The sequence below is a fragment of the Microbacterium sp. T2.11-28 genome (assembly GCF_950097975.1).
In the GTDB taxonomy this organism is placed as follows: Bacteria; Actinomycetota; Actinomycetes; order Actinomycetales; family Microbacteriaceae; genus Microbacterium.
The window spans coordinates 231,628-246,469 of record NZ_CATNHF010000001.1 but is presented as its reverse complement, the minus strand read 5'-3'; the positions used below and the strand labels follow the sequence as shown (position 1 = coordinate 246,469).

Annotated in this window: 13 protein-coding genes; 8 read left to right on the top strand and 5 right to left on the bottom strand. The window is 72.6% G+C overall.

The window, feature by feature from the left end:
* Positions 1 to 39: 39 nt before the first annotated feature.
* Genes QQZ13_RS01190 through QQZ13_RS01180 form a run of 3 tightly spaced genes read right to left on the bottom strand, consistent with a single transcriptional unit; the run spans position 40 to position 2,532 of the window.
* Positions 40 to 759: an SOS response-associated peptidase gene (locus QQZ13_RS01190; protein WP_284527303.1), complete on the bottom strand. Its 720-nt coding sequence runs from the start codon at positions 757 to 759 to the stop codon at positions 40 to 42.
* A 50-nt stretch (positions 760 to 809) separates the two neighbouring features.
* A complete protein-coding gene (locus QQZ13_RS01185; protein ID WP_284527302.1) occupies positions 810 to 1,844 on the bottom strand; it encodes an App1 family protein in 1,035 nt (344 codons plus the stop codon).
* 4 nt (positions 1,845 to 1,848) lie between these two features.
* Entirely contained in the window at positions 1,849 to 2,532 is a 684-nt protein-coding gene (locus QQZ13_RS01180; RefSeq protein WP_284527301.1) for a DedA family protein, read from the bottom strand.
* A 40-nt stretch (positions 2,533 to 2,572) separates the two neighbouring features.
* Here QQZ13_RS01180 and pabB point away from each other — a divergent pair, with 40 nt between their 5' ends.
* From pabB to holA, 6 genes are all read left to right on the top strand, one after another.
* Positions 2,573 to 3,877, top strand: a complete 1,305-nt coding sequence (gene pabB, locus QQZ13_RS01175) for an aminodeoxychorismate synthase component I (RefSeq protein ID WP_284527300.1) — start codon at positions 2,573 to 2,575, stop codon at positions 3,875 to 3,877.
* A 66-nt stretch (positions 3,878 to 3,943) separates the two neighbouring features.
* Positions 3,944 to 6,529, top strand: coding sequence for a leucine--tRNA ligase (leuS, locus tag QQZ13_RS01170; protein WP_284527299.1), 2,586 nt, complete (start codon positions 3,944 to 3,946; stop codon positions 6,527 to 6,529).
* 72 nt (positions 6,530 to 6,601) lie between these two features.
* Entirely contained in the window at positions 6,602 to 6,850 is a 249-nt protein-coding gene (locus QQZ13_RS01165) for a hypothetical protein (RefSeq protein WP_284527298.1), read from the top strand.
* A gap of 99 nt (positions 6,851 to 6,949) precedes the next feature.
* Positions 6,950 to 7,549, top strand: a complete 600-nt coding sequence (locus tag QQZ13_RS01160) for a helix-hairpin-helix domain-containing protein (RefSeq protein ID WP_284527297.1) — start codon at positions 6,950 to 6,952, stop codon at positions 7,547 to 7,549.
* Complete coding sequence (locus tag QQZ13_RS01155; protein ID WP_284527296.1) at positions 7,546 to 9,864, top strand: ComEC/Rec2 family competence protein; 2,319 nt, start codon at positions 7,546 to 7,548, stop codon at positions 9,862 to 9,864. Before QQZ13_RS01160 ends, QQZ13_RS01155 begins: the two co-directional genes overlap by 4 nt.
* A 9-nt stretch (positions 9,865 to 9,873) precedes the next feature.
* Positions 9,874 to 10,902, top strand: a complete 1,029-nt coding sequence (gene holA / locus QQZ13_RS01150; RefSeq protein ID WP_284527295.1) for a DNA polymerase III subunit delta — start codon at positions 9,874 to 9,876, stop codon at positions 10,900 to 10,902.
* Positions 10,903 to 10,980: 78 nt separating this feature from the next.
* Here the strand turns inward: holA and rpsT are convergent, their stop codons facing one another.
* Positions 10,981 to 11,241: a 30S ribosomal protein S20 gene (gene rpsT / locus QQZ13_RS01145; RefSeq protein WP_144807907.1), complete on the bottom strand. Its 261-nt coding sequence runs from the start codon at positions 11,239 to 11,241 to the stop codon at positions 10,981 to 10,983.
* 270 nt (positions 11,242 to 11,511) lie between these two features.
* Here rpsT and QQZ13_RS01140 point away from each other — a divergent pair, with 270 nt between their 5' ends.
* On the top strand, positions 11,512 to 12,879 hold the full coding sequence (locus QQZ13_RS01140) for a GH1 family beta-glucosidase (protein WP_284527294.1): 1,368 nt from the start codon (positions 11,512 to 11,514) through the stop codon (positions 12,877 to 12,879).
* Positions 12,876 to 14,117 carry an MFS transporter gene (locus tag QQZ13_RS01135; RefSeq protein WP_284527293.1) on the top strand — a complete coding sequence of 414 codons (1,242 nt, stop codon included), beginning with the start codon at positions 12,876 to 12,878 and terminating at the stop codon, positions 14,115 to 14,117. The genes QQZ13_RS01140 and QQZ13_RS01135 overlap by 4 nt, the downstream gene beginning before the upstream one ends.
* Here the strand turns inward: QQZ13_RS01135 and QQZ13_RS01130 are convergent.
* Positions 14,106 to 14,831, bottom strand: coding sequence for an alpha/beta fold hydrolase (locus tag QQZ13_RS01130; protein ID WP_284527292.1), 726 nt, complete (start codon positions 14,829 to 14,831; stop codon positions 14,106 to 14,108). The two genes, QQZ13_RS01135 and QQZ13_RS01130, sit on opposite strands and share 12 nt — an antisense overlap.
* Positions 14,832 to 14,842 lie beyond the last annotated feature (11 nt).

The window sequence follows — 14,842 nt, the reverse complement described above, 5'->3', positions numbered from 1 at the left end:
AATCGGGGCGGGGGTGCTGCGGCGCTCCCGCCCCGATTCTCAGTCGGCGTGGGTGAGCGGCTCGATGAGCGACGGGTCGTTGTTGCGCACGTTGCCCACAGCGGCGCCGACCGGGTAGTGCACCATCGTCTCTGCCAGCAGCGGCGCCGCATCGATGGCGGCGTCGAGGACGTCCCCGACGTTCTCCGTCGTCGGGTCGAGCCAGGCGTCGGCGTGATCGGCGTCGAGGAACAGGGGCATCCGATCGTGGATGGAGCCCAGCTCGCCGACGGCGTCCCTCGTCATGATGGTGAAGCTCAGCAGCCATCGGGCGGGGTCGTCGTCGGCCTTCGACGGGTCCTTCCACCACTCGTACAGCCCCGCGAAGAGCATCGGCTCGTCATCGCCGGGCCGGATGAAGTGCGGGGTCTTCACGCCGTCGACCGTATGCCACTCGTAGTAGCCCGTCGCCGGGACGACCGCCCTGCGCTTGATCAGCGCCTGGCGGAACATCGGCTTGTCCTCGACCTCCTCGGCCCGCGCGTTGAACGCCCGCGGACCGATGGACGGGTCCTTCGCCCAGGCGGGGACCAATCCCCATCGAGCGCCTTCGAGGCGCCGCGTGGGCGGCTCGGTCTTCGCGGAGTCCAGCACGATCGCCGCCCGGTCGGTGGGCGCGACGTTGAAGGACGGCTCGGGGAGATCGTCTCCCACCACGTCGACGCGCAAGACGCCGACGAGCTCGGAACCGACGTTAGCCACCACGAACCGACCGCACATGCGCCCAGCCTAGGCCGACCCTGCGACAGCGGCGCGGTCGACGCGATCGCTCAGGCGTCGTCGACGATCCCCACGGCCGCGAGGCACTCGAGCAGCTCGGCGCCGTCCGGGCCCGTCACCCACGGCACGGTGGCCGCGGAGTGGTCGTCCACGGCCGTCCGCCCGCCGGCGAGCACCGCCTCGGCCGTCGACAGCTGCCGGATCGCGACCGCGCGCACCCGGTCGGGGAAATCGCTCGCGAAGGCGGTGTACAGCGCGTCGTCGTGCTGCCCGTCGTCGCCGATCAGCATCCAGCGCACATGCGGGAACTCGCCCGCCAGCCGCCGCAGGTTCTCGCTCTTGTGCGCCTGACCGCTGCGGAACCAGCGATCGTGGGTGGGCCCCCAGTCCGTCAGCAGGAGGGCACCGGGCGGGAACAGGTGCCGACGCATGAAGCGCACCAGGGTCGGCGCGACGTTCCACGCGCCGGTGGAGAGGTAGATCACCGGTGCTCCGGCGTTGTCGCGCACGAGGCGCTCGAGCAGCACCGCCATGCCCGGGACCGGCTGACGCGCGTGCTCGTCGAGGACGAACGAGTTCCACGCCGCGACGAAGGGACGCGGGAGCGCCGTCACCATCACCGTGTCGTCCACGTCGCACACGATGCCGAAATCGACATCGGCGCCGACGATGAACGCACGGGTCTCGATCGGCTCGCCGCCTTCGACCGACATGGTGAACGTCTGCCACCCCGACGCCAGCCTCGCCGGCAGGACGGTGTCCACGACGCCGCCCCGGTCGGCGACGACCTCGTGGGAGACGCCGTCGATGGTCACGGTGACCTGCGCGTAGCCGACCGGGACCGAGGCGAAGCTCCGCCACCCGCGCACGCTGGCGTACTCGCCGCCGCGCCGGGGCTTGAGCGGGGGGACGATGAGGACCCGTCCGAGCACGCGGACCCAGTCCGCTCCGCCGTACCCCGGGTAGGCGGCCACGGTGGGCTTCTGACCCCGTGCGCGCGCGCGTCGCTCGCGCCACGAGTGGAATCGGTACTCGAGCCGGGCCAGCCAGAGGACTTTCGGCCGAGGGGAGGGAGCGGCAGCCATCACTTCAGTCTGTCACGCCGTCCGCCGGGGAGTCGGAAGCCTGCTCGTCGTCCAGGCGCAGGTGACGCGCCTCACGCGCGACGATGACCCGCTTGGCGAGGTACACCAGGCCGACGAAGAGCACGATGGCGCCGACGAACAGATACCCCGCGTAGTGCAGCCGGTCGGCGAGCTCCCGGTAGGTGCCCGCGGCCGCCGCGGCGACCGAGACGTAGAGGATCGACCACACCGCGCACGCCGGCGCGGTCCACGCCAGGAACCTGCGGTAGGCGAAGCCGCTCATCCCCACTGTGAGGGGCACGAGGGAGTGGAGGACGGGCAGGAAGCGGGAGATGAAGATCGCGGGTCCGCCGCGGCGGCGGAGGTAGAGCTCGGCGCGCGTCCAGTTGTCCTCGCCGAGGCGCATGCCCAGCCGGGAGAAGCGGATGCGCGGCCCCAGCCAGCGGCCGAGCCAGAACCCGATGCTCTCGCCCACGAGGGCACCCAGGATCACGACCACGATGAGGGCGGCCGCTTCCCACGGCGACGCCACAGCCGTTCCCGCGACGATGACGACGGTGTCCCCGGGCACGACGAGGCCGATCAGCACGCTGGTCTCCAGCATGATCGCCACGCCGGCCAGGATCGTCCTCACGACGGGGTCGACGCTCTGCACGGCGTCGAGCAGCCATGTGAGGAACTCGTTCACCGTCCCAGCCTACGGCGCGCGCGGCGTCTAGCCTGAGAACGTGCCGACCGATCTCCGCGCCCGCGAGCTCCCCGGATGGGTCGATCCGGCAGAGCTCTACCTGTCCGGTCCGGCTGCCGCCGAGTACAGCTTCTGGCTCGACGCGGGCCCCGACGCGACGGACGGCTGGAGCTGGGTCGGCGCCGGGCGTCCGGCGGAGGAGGCGCCCCGCGAGCAGGAGTGCGCCGCATCGCCGCGCGACGACGCCGCAGGACCCTTCTCCGGCGGATGGGTGGGCTGGATGGACTACGACGCCGCCTCCCACTCCGCACTCAGCGCGGCCCTTCCCGGAGCTGCCCGCACCGGCCGGGTCCGCGCCGACCGGGGCCTGTGGGCCGACCGGTTCGTCGCGCTCGACCACCGCGCGCGCCGCGCCTGGGCGTGGGCCCCTGCGGACGATCTCGACGCGTTCGCCGCCGAGGTCGCGACCTGGCGCGGAGCACGCGACGAACCGGCGGCGGCCACGCCCGTCGACATCGCGGCACGGCACACCCCCGACGCGTACGCCGCCCTCATCGAGCGCTGCCGCGAGGCGATCCGCGAGGGCGACGCCTACCAGCTGTGCCTCACGACGCGGTTCGAGACGACGGCCTCCGTCGATCCCGTCGCCGCCTTCCTGCGCTTGCGGCGCGCGACGCCCGCGCACCACGGGGCGCTCATCCGCGTAGGCGACCACGCGCTGGCCAGCGCGAGTCCGGAGCGGTTCCTCGAGGTCGCGGACGGCGTCGTCCGCACGCGCCCCATCAAGGGCACCCGCCCCCGCGGCGCCGACGCGTCCTCCGACGAGGCCCTCGCCCGGGAGCTCGCGGACAGCGTCAAGGAGCGGGCCGAGAACGTCATGATCGTCGACCTCATGCGCAACGACCTCCAGCGGGTGTGCCTCCCCGGCTCGGTGGCCGTCGAGCGGCTGCTGGAGGTGGAGTCCTACGCCGCGGTGCACCAGCTCGTCAGCACCGTCGCCGGCCGGCTTCGCCCGGGTACGCGCGTCGGAGACGTGCTCGAGGCCGCCTTTCCCGCCGGGAGCATGACCGGCGCGCCGAAGCTGTCGGCGATGACGATCCTGCGTCGCCTCGAGGGCGGGCCGCGCGGAGCGTTCGCGGGATGCTTCGGCTGGATCGGCGCCGACGGCCGCGCCGACCTCGCCATGGTGATCCGCTCCGTCGTCTTCCATCCCGACGGCGCCTACGTCGGTGCCGGCGGCGGCATCACCTGGCGGTCCGACGCCGCCGCGGAGGTGGCGGAGGTCGGGGTGAAGGCGCGGGGGCCGCTGTCGGCACTCGGGGGAGCGCTCCCGCCCGGCTGGTGACCGGGCCCGTCCGCTAATCTGGAGGGACGCCTTCGCGCGTTCCCGAATTTCCACGATTGGTGCTCCGTGTCCTCGACGTCCTCCTCTGCCGCCCACGCCCCTACGGAGGGAAGCGGCTTCGACCCGTACGAGATCCAGACGAAGTGGCAGCGTCGCTGGAAGGAAGCCGATCCGTTCCGCGCCGGCGGCGACGAGGACACCCGGCCGCGCAAGTACGTGCTCGGCATGTTCCCGTACCCGTCCGGCGACATGCACATGGGGCACGCGGAGAACTACGCCTACGTCGACTCGGTCGCGCGCTTCTGGCGCCACCGCGGCTACAACGTGCTCAACCCGATCGGGTGGGACTCGTTCGGCCTCCCCGCCGAGAACGCCGCCATCCAGCGCGGCGCGGATCCGCGCGAGTGGACGTACTCCAACATCGCGCAGCAGAAGGCGAGCCTGCAGCAGTTCGGGACCTCCTACGACTGGAGCCGCGTCCTGCACACGAGCGACCCGGAGTACTACGGCTGGAACCAGTGGCTGTTCCAGCAGATGTTCGAGCGGGGCCTGGCCTACCGCAAGGAGAGCCCGGTCAACTGGTGCCCGAACGATCAGACCGTGCTCGCCAACGAGCAGGTCGTCGACGGGCGCTGCGAGCGGTGCGGCCACGAGGTCGTCAAGAAGAAGCTCACGCAGTGGTACTTCAAGATCACCGACTACGCCGACCGCCTGCTCGACGACCTGAACCAGCTCGAGGGGTTCTGGCCCTCCAAGGTCATCCGCATGCAGCGCAACTGGATCGGCCGCTCCGTGGGTGCGGACATCGAGTTCGAGATCGAGGGGCGCGCCGAGAAGGTGACCGTCTTCTCGACGCGACCCGACACGCTCCACGGGGCCACGTTCTTCGTCGTCGCGCCCGAGAGCGATCTGGCGGCCGAGCTCGCCGCCGGCGCCTCCGCCGAGGTGCGCATGCGCTTCCAGGACTACCTGGAGCAGGTCGGCAAGTCGAGCGAGATCGAGCGGCAGTCGACGGACCGTCCCAAGACGGGCGTGTTCCTCGACCGCTTCGCGATCAACCCGATCAACGGCGAGCGGCTGCCCATCTGGGCCGCCGACTACGTGCTGGCCGACTACGGTCACGGCGCGGTCATGGCCGTGCCCGCTCACGACCAGCGCGACCTGGACTTCGCCCGCGCGTTCGACCTGCCCGTCAAGGTCGTCGTCGACACCACCGCACCGGTCACCGGCGCGATCACGGTGATCGAGGTCGACGAGGACGGGGTGCCGATCGATCCCGAGGGCGACGCGCTGTCCGAGCTGGACCCCGCCGTCACCGGCACCGCGCTCACCGGCGACGGCCGGATGATCAACTCCGGCTCGCTCAACGGGCTGAGCAAGCGCAACGCGATCGCCCGGATGATCGAGGAGCTCGAGGCGCTCGGTGCCGGCCGCGCGTCGAAGTCGTACCGCCTGCGCGACTGGCTGATCTCGCGCCAGCGGTTCTGGGGCACGCCGATCCCGATGATCCACACGGCCGACGGTCGCATCGTCCCGGTTCCCGCGGATCAGCTGCCGCTGACGCTGCCCGACGCCCACGGACTCGACCTGGCGCCCAAGGGCACCTCGCCCCTCGGCGGTGCGACCGACTGGATCGAGACGGTCGACCCCGCCACCGGCGAGCCCGCGCTGCGAGACGCCGACACGATGGACACCTTCGTCGACAGCTCGTGGTACTTCCTCCGCTTCCTGGCGCCGGGAGATGCCACCCAGGCGTTCTCCTCGCGCGAGGCGAACAAGTGGGCGCCGGTCGACTCGTACATCGGCGGCGTCGAGCACGCGATCCTCCACCTGCTGTACGCGCGCTTCATCACGAAGGTGCTCTTCGACATGGGGCTGATCGAGTTCACCGAGCCGTTCACGTCGCTCATCAACCAGGGCATGGTGCTGCTGGACGGTTCGAAGATGTCCAAGAGCAAGGGCAATCTCGTGGAGTTCGCCTCCAGCATGGTGGACCCCGGTGCCGACGCCGTCCGCGTCGCGATCGCGTTCGCGGGTCCCGTGGAGGACGACATCAACTGGGAGGACGTGTCGACCACCGGCGCCCAGAAGTTCCTCGCTCGCGCCTGGCGCGTGGCGAAGGACGTCACGAGCAGCCCCGACGTCGTGTGGGCCGAGGGCGACGTCGCGCTGCGGCGCGTCACTCACCGCCTGCTGGCCGATGCACCCGGACTGGTCGAGCAGACGAAGTTCAACGTCGTCGTCGCGCGGCTCATGGAGCTCGTCAACGCCACCCGGAAGACCATCGACACCGGAGCCGGTGCCGGCGACCCTGCCGTCCGCGAGGCGGCCGAGGCCACGGCGATGATCCTGGACCTCTTCGCCCCGCACACCGCGGAGGAGATGTGGGAGATCCTCGGCTACGAGCCCTTCGTCGGGCTCGTGCCGTGGCGCCAGGCCGACCCGACGCTCCTCGTGGAGGACTCGGTCACGGCGGTCGTCCAGATCGACGGCAAGGTCCGGGGCACGCTGACGGTGCCCGCTCGGATCTCCGCCGACGAACTGGAGGCGCTCGCCCGCGCGGACGAGAAGGTGCAGCGGTCGCTGGCGGGTCGCGAGGTCGTGCGTGCCGTGGTGCGGGCCCCGAAGGTCGTGAGCTTCACCACGGCGTAGGCGAGGCCGCGCGCGGCCGCCCGACGCGGACGATACGGTGTGGGTGAGCCCGTCACCGCAGGGAGGCAACCCGTGTCCACGTCCGCAGCCGAACGCCGTCCGCCTCTGCCGCAGCCGATCGTCTGGCTCTACGTGATCGCGATCCTCGTATCGGTGCTCGCGGTGGGAGCGGGCGTGCTCGTGGCGCTGGCGAGTGCCGCATTCCCGCTGACCACGCTGGCTCCGCTGGTCGGTGCGGCGATCGGCGCCTACGTGCCCGCTCTGCTCGGCCATGGCATCGTGATCGCCGTGCACGACGCGGCGCTCGGCCGACGGCGCTGAGCGTCCGCCGCTTCCTCCCCGCCGGCGAGGCGTCGCCCCGTCTCCACCGATCCCGGCGGCGCCGCCCACACGGGAGGCACCGGCTCCCACGCTGAAGGTGTGACTTCAGCGCCCGCCCGCCGCCCTCGACTGGCGCCCGCCGCGGCGATCGTCCTGGTCGTCTGCGCGGTCGCGCTCACCGTCGTGATCGGCATGGTGCGGTCTGCCGCCTCGTCGGTCGAGCAGGTGCAGCGCCCCGCCGACGTGAGCGTGACGCCGGCCGCGACTGCTCCGGCGGAGGTGTACGTCCACGTGTTCGGCGCCGTGGCCAACCCCGGTCTCTACCGGCTGGACGCTGGGGCCCGGGTGGTCGACGTCATCGCCGCGGCCGGCGGCTTCGCCGACGAGGCCGACCCCGCCGGCGTCAACCTGGCCCGACCTGTCGCCGACGGGGAGCAGCTCCAGGTCACTCGGCTCGGCGAGGAGCCGGTCGCGGCGAGCACGGCGGGCGGAACCGGAGCGGCCGGGGGAGCGGTGAACCTCAACACGGCCGATCAGGACGCTCTCGACACCCTCCCGCGCATCGGACCGGCCCTCGCCGCGCGCATCATCCAGTGGCGGGAGCAGAACGGCTCCTTCACCTCTGTCGAAGACCTGCTGGCCGTACCCGGCATCGGCGACAAGATGCTCGCCGCCTTGCGGGACCTGGTGACGGTGTGAGCACCAGACGCGCGCGCCGCCGCGATCTCCGGCTCGTGCCCGTGGCCGCCTGCGTGTGGCTGGCGGCCGCCGTCACGGTCATGCACCCGCACGGGGCCTGGGGGGCGGCGGTCGGCCTGATCGCCGGAGCACTGTGCCTGCTCACGGTGGCCGCGTGTCCGTGGAGCCCGGCGATCATCGGCGTCCTGGCTGTCGGAGCGGCGTTCGGCGGGACCGCCGCAGCGCACGTCGCCCTCGCCGAGCCTGCCCGCAGTGCCGTGCTCGGCCTGCCTCTCGACGGGGGCAGATCGTTCGCGCTCGACGCGGTCGTCGTCGGGAAGGTCGAGCGCGGCATGTCCGGCTGGAGCTTCGACGCCGTCGCCGAGCGCGTGCGCGTGGGGCCTGCCGAGCACTCCGCATCGGCGCCGGTGAGCATCCGCATCCCCGAAGCCGCCGCGGTGGCGGCACTCGACCTCGGCGCGCTGGTGACGGTGCGCGGCACGGCGTTCGCCGCGGATGCGGGAGCGCGCGAGGTGATCGTCGTCGACGCCCGCGACATCGTCGTGCGGGCTCCGGCCACCGGGGTGCTCGCGACCGCCTCCGACCTGCGCCGAGGTCTGCAGCGGACGGTCGAGGGATTGCCGTCACCGGGGGCCGGACTGATCGCCGGACTGTCCGTCGGCGACACCTCGGCCGTGGAACCCGCGCTCGACCAGGCGATGAAGGCGTCGTCGCTGTCGCACCTGACGGCGGTGTCCGGTGCCAACTGCGCTCTCGTGGTGGGCGCCGCCTTCGGACTCGCCGCGCTCCTCGGAGCACCTCGCGCTGCCCGCGTGTGCGCGGGTGCCGCCGCGCTCGTCGGCTTCGTCATCCTGGTCTCTCCGGAGCCGAGCGTCGTACGGGCAGGCGCGATGGCGATCGTCGCCATGACAGCGCTCCTCCTCGGACGCGTCGGCGCGGGACTCTCGGTGCTCTGCGTCTCGGTGATCGTGCTGGTCGTCGTCGACCCGTGGCTGTCGCTCTCGCTGGCGTTCGCGCTCTCGGCCGCCGCGACGGCGGCGCTGCTCCTGCTCGCGGGTCCGCTTGCCGAGGGGATGGCCCGATGGCTGCCCGAGCCGATGGCGCTCATGGTCGCCGTGCCCCTCTCCGCCCAGCTCGTGTGCGGTCCCCTCCTCGTCGTCATCGAGCCGACGGTGCCGGTGTACGGGGTGCTCGCCAACCTCGTTGCGGCGCCCGCGGCGGCGCCCGCCACCCTCGTCGGACTCCTCGCGTGCCTGCTCGGCGGCCTTCCGGTGCTCGCCCACGGGCTGGCGGTCCTGGCCTGGGTGCCGGCCGCCTGGATCGCAGGCACCGCCGGCACCGTCGCAGCACTCCCCGCGGGCGGGCTGGCCTGGCTCGAAGGTCTGCCGGGCGTCCTCGCTCTGGCCATCGTCGGCGCCGCCGTCGCGATCCTCGTCCTTCCTCCCGACGGCGTGATCCCCGCAGCGCGGCGCGGCGCGGCGATCGCGCTCGCGATCGCCGGCGCGGCCGTACTCGCCGCCGGCCCCCTGTCGGCCTGGCTGACACGCGTGCAGACCCCGGCGGAGTGGTCGGTCGCCGCCTGCGACGTCGGGCAGGGCGACGCGGTGCTCGTGCGCTCCGCGGGGCGCACAGCGCTCATCGACACCGGTCCCGATCCGGCCGCGCTCACCCGCTGTCTCGATCGGTTCGGCGTCGCCCACATCGATCTGCTGGTGCTCACGCATTTCGACCTCGACCACCGCGGCGGCGTCGCGGCCGCGGTCGGAAGAGTCGGCACCGTCCTGCACGGCCCGACCGGCGACGAGGAGAGCCGCAGCACCGTGGACCGGCTGGTCGCCGGGGGAGCGCGCGCCGAGCCCGCCGCCGCCGGGATGGGCGGACGGCTCGGCGCGGCGACGTGGCGCGTGCTGTGGCCGACCCCGGCGCACGTCCATGCCGCCGAGGGCAACGATGCGAGCGTGGTCGTGGAGGTGGACGGGGGAGAGGTGCCGCGGACGATCCTCCTCGGCGACCTTTCCGCGGCGCCGCAGGTCGCCGTGACCGCACGGGTCCGCGGCCCGTACGAGGTCGTGAAGGTGGCCCACCACGGCAGCGCCGACCAGCACCCGGACCTCTACGAGCGCCTCCGCCCCGCGCTGGCTCTTCTCACCGTGGGCGAGAACTCGTACGGGCACCCGCGCGCCGAGACGATCCGGCTCCTCACCGGTACCGGAGCCGTCGTCGCGAGGACCGATCGATCCGGGGCGATCGCGGTCTGGAGCGATGCCGCCGGACTCCACGTCTGGCGGGAGCGCGACGTCGGTGCCGCTCGGTAGGCTGGGGAAATGGCGACCACGCGCAAACCCACCCGTGCCGCGTCGGCCATTCCGCAGCTGTCGTGGCGTGCCCCGCAGCCGGCGCCGATCGTCCTCGTGTCGGGCCCCGAAGAGGTCTGCGCCGAACGCGCGATCGCCGGCGTCCGCGACTTCCTCCGCGCCGAGGACCCCAGTCTCGAGGTCTCCGACCTCCGCGCCGACGACTACGTGTCGGGCAGCCTGCTGGGCCTCACCTCGCCATCCCTGTTCGGCGAGCCGCGCCTGGTGCGGGTCGCCGGGGTCGAGAAGTGCTCCGACACCTTCCTCAGCGAGGCGCTCGCCTACCTCGACGCGCCGCAGGAGGGCGCGACCGTCATCCTCCGCCACACCGGCGCCAGCGTCCGCGGCAAGAAGCTTCTCGACGCCGTGCGGGCCGGAACCGGCGGCGGGGTCGAGATCGCCTGCGCCGCGGTCAAGCGCGACTCCGACAGGTTCGACTTCGCAGCGGGAGAGTTCCAGGCCGCGCGCAAGCGCATCGCACCGGCCGCGCTGCGCGCACTCGTCAGCGCCTTCGCCGACGACCTCACCGAACTCGCTGCCGCCTGCCAGCAGCTCATCGCCGACGTCCCGGGTGACGTCGGCGTGGAGACAGTGGAGCGCTACTACGGCGGCCGCGTGGAGACGTCCGCATTCGCTGTGGCCGACACGGCGATCGCCGGTCGTTACGGCGACGCGCTCGTCGCGCTGCGCCACGCGCTGGCCAGCGGCGCCGATCCCGTGCCGCTCGTGGCCGCGATCGCCTCGAAGCTGCGCACCATGGCGCGCGTCGCGGGATCCCGCGAGCCCGCGGGCGCACTCGCCTCCCGGCTCGGCATGAAGGACTGGCAGGTCGACCGCGCCCGGCGCGACCTGACCGGCTGGAACGAGGCGTCGCTGGGCACGGCCATCCAGGCCGCCGCACGCGCCGACGCGGAGGTCAAAGGCGCCTCCCGCGACCCGGTGTTCGCTGTCGAGCGGCTCGTGACCGTCATCGCCACGCGCGCTCCCTACGGCGGCTGACCGCCGCGCCCGGACGCGGCGGCGCAACGACGAAGGCCCGCCCCACACGGGGACGGGCCTTCATCAGACGCGGTGCGCTCAGAGAGCGGCGACCTGCTTCGCGATGGCCGACTTGCGGTTCGCGGCCTGGTTCTCGTGGATGACGCCCTTGCTCACGGCCTTGTCGAGCTTCTTGGTCGCCGTCGCGAGCGCCTTCTCGGCAGCGGCCTTGTCGCCGGCGGCGATGGCCTCGCGGGTGCGACGCACCTCGGTCTTGAGCTGGCTCTTGACGGCCTTGTTGCGCTCGCGCGCCTTCTCGTTGGTCTTGTTGCGCTTGATCTGCGACTTGATGTTCGCCACGTTCGAGGCTCTTTCGTTTCGGAGTTTTCGTTGGATCTGCCGGGTGACAAGAGAGGGCTGTCGCACGGCGGTCGTGTGAGGGAGAAGCCCACACGCAAGCCAAAAGCCGAGTCTACCAGGTTTCCGTCCCGCGCCCATGTCGGGGCCACGCGTCGTGACGGTGCTTGTTCCCGCCGGTGCGGCATGATCGTGCTACCGCACCACGCCGGCCGCAGACCCGCCGAAGGAGATGCCATGCCCGAAGGAGATGCCGTGCCCTCCGATCCTCGCATGACCGTCCCCCCGCGGGTCACGCCGTCCCCGCAGGGCCTCTCGGAGCTCGGCCGGTCCTTCCGGTGGTCGGTCGCGACCGCGGCGTTCCAGATCGAGGGGGCGCGGGCAGCGGGACACGCCGGACGCAGCATCTGGGACGACTACGTGGAGACGCCCGGTGCGATCATCGACGGCAGCACCGCCGAGCCGGGTCCCGACAGCTGGCACCGGTGGCGCGAGGACGTCTCCCTGCTCGCCGAGCTCGGCGTCGACCGCTACCGCTTCTCCGTATCGTGGGCGCGGGTCCAGCCCGAGGGCCTCGGACCCGGCGACGCCAAGGCCCTCGACCGGTACCGGCGCATCGTCGACGACCTCTGCGCCGCAGGCGTCGTGCCCTTCGTCACGCTGTACCACTGGGAGCTCCCGTCGCAGCTGGAGCGCGGCGGGGGATGGCTGGCCCGCGACACGGCCTTCCGGTTCGCCGACTACGTCCGGCTCGTCGTCGACGCTCTCGGCGACCGCGTCCGCAGCTGGTACACGATCAACGAGCCCGTCTCCACGACACTGCAGGGCTATGCGATCGGCGAGCTCGCCCCGGGTCGGCGCCTCCTCTTCGACGCGCCGCCGACGGGGCACCACCAGCTCCTCGCCCACGGCCTGGCGCAGGCGGTGATCCGGGAGTCCGGCGCGGGCGAAGTCGGAATCGTCAACAACCACACGACGGTCGTTCCCGCCTCCGATCGCCCCGCGGACCGAGCGGCCGCCGCCGCGTACGATCTGCTGCACAATCGGCTCTTCGCCGACCCGCTGCTGACGGGGGCCTACCCCGACGGCGCGTCCTTCGGGCTTCCCGACCAGCCGGTGGCGGACGGCGATCTGGCCCTGATCAGCGCTCCGAGCGACTTCTACGGCGTCAACTACTACAACCCGACGCGGGTCGGCGCGGCCGCCGCCGGCGCGGCCGTCCCGTTCGAGCTCCTCCCGGCGGACGACGCCCCGGTCACCGGCTTCGGGTGGCCGATCGTGCCCGCGGCGCTCACGACGCTCCTCCTCGCTCTCTCCGAGCGTTACGGGACGGCCCTTCCTCCGCTCGTCATCGGCGAGAACGGCGCCTCCTTCCCCGAGCCGGACACCGTCACCGGGCCGATCGACGACGGCCCGAGGATCGACTATCTGTCCCAGCACATCTCCGCCGTCGCAGCGGCAGTGCGCGCCGGTGCGGACGTGCGGGAGTACACGGTCTGGTCGCTCCTGGACAACTTCGAATGGGCGCACGGCTTCACCCAGCGGTTCGGACTCGTCCACGTGGACCATCGCACGTCGACGCGGACGCCGAAGGTCTCGTTCGGCTGGTACCGCGATCTGATCGCGCAGGCCCGCGCATGACGGCGCCGCAGCGCCGCGTGGGCGTCAGCTGGTTCCTCCTGTTCACACTCGCCTGGCTGGCGCTGTGGACGGTGCAGCTCACCCCGCTGCAGCTGCTGATCCCGCTACAGCTCGACACCCCCGATGACGCCGACGGCTGGATCTCGGGCGTCGTGTGGTCGGGACTCGTGCTCGCGGTGGGCGGAGTCGCCGGCGTCATCGCCGGTCCCGTGGCCGGAGGCCTGTCCGACCGCACCCGCGGCTCGCGGGGCCGCCGTCGCCCCTGGGCACTGGCCGGCATCGTGGTGGCCGCCGTCTCGCTCGCGGCGCTGTCCGTGGCGGAGGGTCCGTGGGCGGTCGGCGTCGCGTGGGTCGGCGTGTCGGTGGGCACGGCGGTGGCGGCGTCGGCGTTCACGGCGCTGATCGCGGATCAGCTGACGACCCAGCGCGGCGCCGCCTCAGCGGCCGTCGCCTCCTCGCAGGCGGTGGGCATCGTGCTCGGCGTGGGCGCCGTGGTCCTGCTGGGCCTCGGCACCGTCGGCGGCTATCTCGCCCTCGCGGGCTTCCTGCTCGTCGCCGGCGTCGCCGCCGCACTGATGCTCCCCGACCCACCCTCTCCGGCGGCGTCGCGCGCAGCCCGCGCCGCGCGCAGTCTCGCCGATCGCACTGCGGCGCTGCGCGACCACGACTTCGCCTGGCTGCTGGTGGGCCGCCTGGTCGTCAACATCGGCAACGCCCTCGGCACCGGCCTGCTCCTGTTCTTCCTGCTGTACGGGCTGGGTCGCGACGCCACGACCGCCGAGGACGAGCTCCTCCTGCTCATCGTCGTCTACACCGTCTTCGTCGTGGCGGCGTCGGTGCTGGCCGGTCGGCTGTCGGACCGCAGCGGACGCCGCGTCGGGCTCATCGTGGCCGCTGCGTCCGTGCAGGCGGCCGCGTCCCTGCTCCTTGCCCTGCTGCCCTCGCTGGAGACCGCGCTGGTGTCGGCGGCCCTGTTGGGCATCGGGTACGGCGCCTACATGTCGGTCGGACTGGCGCTGGCGACCGATCTGCTGCCGTTCCCGGAGGACCATGCCCGCGATCTCGGGTTCGTGAACGTCTCCGCGAGCCTCGGACAGCTGCTCGGGCCGCTGGTCGGAGCGGGTCTCGTCGCCGCCGCCGGCGACTTCTGGCTCCTCTTCGCTGCGGGCGCCGTGTTCTCCGCGGCCGGAGGACTGGCCACCCTCGCGATCCGCAGGCGGACGCCGTCAGCGAGCTGACTGCTCGACGGTGGCCACGGCGAGGTCGAGCAGCGCGTTGAACACCGCCGGTCGCATCGCCGTCACGAGGTGACTCGTCCGCGGGACGACGATCAGCTCCGCGCCCGGCACCTGCGACGAGAAGAGGCGCTCGTTGGCGCGCAGCTGGTCGTACTGCCCGTTGATGAACCACGTGGGCACATCGATCCGCCGGAGCGCGGCGAGCAGATCGAGCACCGACAGGCTGCGCAGCGCGACATCCTGCGCGTCGTAGGCGTACCCGCCCGCTCCGAAGTCCTGCCGGGTCTCGAGGGGGAGCGTGCGGTCGAGCACCCAGTCCGCGATGCCCTGGCCGCGGCGCGGCAGCCGGTCGAAGCCCCGGGCCAGTGCGCGGTAGGTCGCAAGGCCCACCCCGCGCGGCACGGCGGTGCAGGAGGCGGCGATGAACGCGTCGATCGGCGGGCGCGCCTGAGCCCCCGCGTAGGCGATCGACAGGAGACCCCCCATGGAGTGACCCACCAGCACCACGGGACCGCGCTCAGCGGCTGCGTGCACGGCGCGGTCGATCGTCGCGAAGGCCCCGTCGAGGGAGAACACCTCGGACATGCGCGTGCCGTGGCCCGGGAGGTCGACAGCGTGCGCCTCCACGCCGCGCGCCTCGAGATGGGCGACCTGCGAACGCCACATGGTCGCCGACGTGCGGATGCCGTGGACCATCACCACCTGGGTCGCCATGTGATCAGCCT